Origin of the sequence: Butyricicoccus sp. (assembly GCF_050872565.1) — a bacterium.
Taxonomy (GTDB): domain Bacteria; phylum Bacillota; class Clostridia; order Oscillospirales; family Butyricicoccaceae; genus Butyricicoccus_A.
Map to the genome: position 1 here is coordinate 1 of NZ_JBNMHC010000336.1, position 2,435 is coordinate 2,435.

The window sequence follows — 2,435 nt, forward strand, 5'->3', positions numbered from 1 at the left end:
CTCGTGTACCTCTTTCCGCAGTCCACTTTCGTGCAAAAGCAGAGTTGCCGCGGCTTCCGGCGTGATGCACTGCTCCGGTGTCATCGAAAGCATCTCGCATACGCGCTCCGGCCGATGGCATACCTGGGCAATCGGTTTTCCGATACCTCTCAAACCCATAACCGCAATCACCAATCCGGTCTGCGCTGTCAGCACCGGTTCATGTGCCGCCGGTGCCTTGATCGGCAAGCCACGGCTCCCGTCCGCTTCAATGAGTAAAAAATCGCAGTCCTGCTTGAGCGCATCCGGATCGTCAACACCGCGCAGCTTTCCCTGCTGTGCAGGCAAGCCGACACAACGCAGATTGTGCGGCAGTGGCTGCTCAAACGGATAGATGCGCGTGGTGGTTGTCAAAATCGTCTGCTTGCCGCGCTGTGCCAGCTCTGTTCCCATCGTCAGCATACTGCTCGTCTTTCCGCCGCCGCCGACAAACGCCGTAATCGGTGCCGGAACAATGCCATCTGTCAAATACGGAATTTCTTGCAAAGTCGGCAAATAGATATGTGGTCGTTTCATCTATCACTCAAATCCATCAAAAAGATTTTCATTTGTCCGCCGCACACCATGCCTTCTTCTGCCGCCACATCATTGCTCATATCGACGGTTACGCACTTGCTCTCTCCTGTGCCGATCAGATGAAAGGCATCGCGCAAAACCGCACTCTCGCTGCATCCGCCGCCAATCGTTCCCTTTGCCTGAAACATCTCGTTTACTGTCATAAATGCTCCCGACTTGACCGGCGTCGAACCGCTCGTCTCATACACAAGCAGCAAAGCTTTTTTGAGCGGATTGCTGACTATATCTTCTACAACATCGGCGCGAAAAATCTCCTCGGTCAAAATATGCGATTTCGAGCGGCGATTGAGTCCGCTTCGGCGTATCTGTACCAGCTGTGCCGCAATGGACACGGCAATCTCCTGTACAGACAACGCGCCAATATCCAAGCCAATCGGCGTATGAATGCTGTCCAGCTTATCTTGCGCAAAACCTTCCTGTGCCAGCATGTGCAGCAGGGCTATCGTGCGCCGTTTTGAGCCGAGCATTCCCAGATACCGCGGCATAGTTCCCGCGAGCAGCGTGCGCAGACAATCCGCATCATAGCGGTGTCCGCGCGTAATCACAGCGACATAATCGCCCGCATGGATATGCAGTTGTTTGATTGCATGAGGGAAGGCATCACAGACAATCTGCTCCGCCTGCGGAAACCGCGGATGATTGGCAAATGACGGTCTGTCATCGACAACGGTAACCGAAAAGCCGAGCATCGCTGCGATCTCGCACAGCGGCTGTGCAATATGTCCCGCCCCCAACAAAATCAATCGTTCTTTCGGGCGAAACAGACGGGTGTATGTCTCTCCGTCAATTTCCATCTGCCACTCTGCGGTCTGATTATTTTGTGTCTGTCGTAAAATATCTGCAAATATCTCTCGCATCATGGTTCTCCTATAGTTTCAAAGATACGATCTGTTCAAGCGGAATGTGCAGCGCGAAAATGGCATCTTTGTTTTGTGCATATTGTTCCGGTGCAATGCGCCATGCCAAGCCGCACCCCGCAGTAATCTCCCGCGGAATCGGAATCAGCCTGCCGGGAATGCTTTGTTCCGCACATTGCGCTTCCATCGCCATGGCATCGGTCGTCGTGCGAAAGGTCAAAATCACATAGTCTCGTTTATTATGCATTCGCTTCCTCGCATTCCGCGGCGATGTTCCGCACGGCTCGTATTGCGCGGTCAATCTCCGCTTCGGTGTTCCAATAGGAAAAGCTAAACCGCACAGCCCCTTGTTCTACTGTTCCCAAGTGCTGATGCATGAGCGGCGCACAATGCGCGCCCGCGCGCACGCAGATCTCATCATCCTCCCACAGCGCATCACTGACCACTGCCGCATCGGCAGTTCCAAGATTCAACGTGACAATCGGCGCGCGCAGCGGTGCATCCATATCGCCATACAGCTTGACGAGCGGAATCTCTCGTACACCGGCAATAAATCGCCGCATGAGCGCATCTTCCCGTGCATGAATGGTTTCTACGCCGATTTCCAGCAAAAAATCGACTGCCGCTTCCAAACCAGCGATGCCATGTCCATTTGCCGTTCCCGCTTCCAATGCCGTCGGCATATCCGTCGGCTGATGCTTGTCAAAGCTGTGCACACCGCTGCCGCCGACCAACAACGAGGGAACCGACAGACCTTCGCGGACATAGATACCACCCGTGCCCTGCGGGCCGAGCAAGCTCTTGTGTCCGGTAAAACACAAAACATCAACGCCCATTGTCTGCACATCAATCGGAATGCCGCCCGCAGTCTGTGCGGCATCGACAATAAGCAGCGCGCCAGCCCGATGTGCGATGGCTGCTATTTTTTCTATCGGCACGACATTTCCCGTCACATTGGACGCA

Annotated in this window: 4 protein-coding genes; all 4 read right to left on the reverse strand. The window is 54.4% G+C overall.

Annotation, left to right across the window (positions count from 1 at the left end; translation table 11 throughout):
- On the reverse strand, positions 1-555 hold a 555-nt coding region (gene yqeC, locus ACR0P9_RS11000; RefSeq protein WP_432620095.1), incomplete at its 3' end, for a selenium cofactor biosynthesis protein YqeC.
- The gene (locus tag ACR0P9_RS11005; protein WP_432620097.1) at positions 552-1,475 is read right to left on the reverse strand and encodes an XdhC family protein; all 924 of its coding nucleotides are present in this window, start codon (positions 1,473-1,475) and stop codon (positions 552-554) included. The genes ACR0P9_RS11005 and yqeC, both read right to left, overlap by 4 nt.
- Positions 1,476-1,482: 7 nt before the next feature.
- Entirely contained in the window at positions 1,483-1,719 is a 237-nt protein-coding gene (locus tag ACR0P9_RS11010) for a DUF3343 domain-containing protein (RefSeq protein WP_432620099.1), read from the reverse strand.
- The coding region (locus tag ACR0P9_RS11015; RefSeq protein WP_432620101.1) for an aminotransferase class V-fold PLP-dependent enzyme at positions 1,712-2,435 on the reverse strand (724 nt) is incomplete at its 5' end. The genes ACR0P9_RS11010 and ACR0P9_RS11015, both read right to left, overlap by 8 nt.

Coding starts and splice junctions, on each gene's coding strand:
- ACR0P9_RS11005 (WP_432620097.1), bottom strand. CDS start 1,475: ATGATGCGAGAGATATTTGCAGATATTTTACGACAGACACAAAATAAT.
- ACR0P9_RS11010 (WP_432620099.1), bottom strand. CDS start 1,719: ATGCATAATAAACGAGACTATGTGATTTTGACCTTTCGCACGACGACC.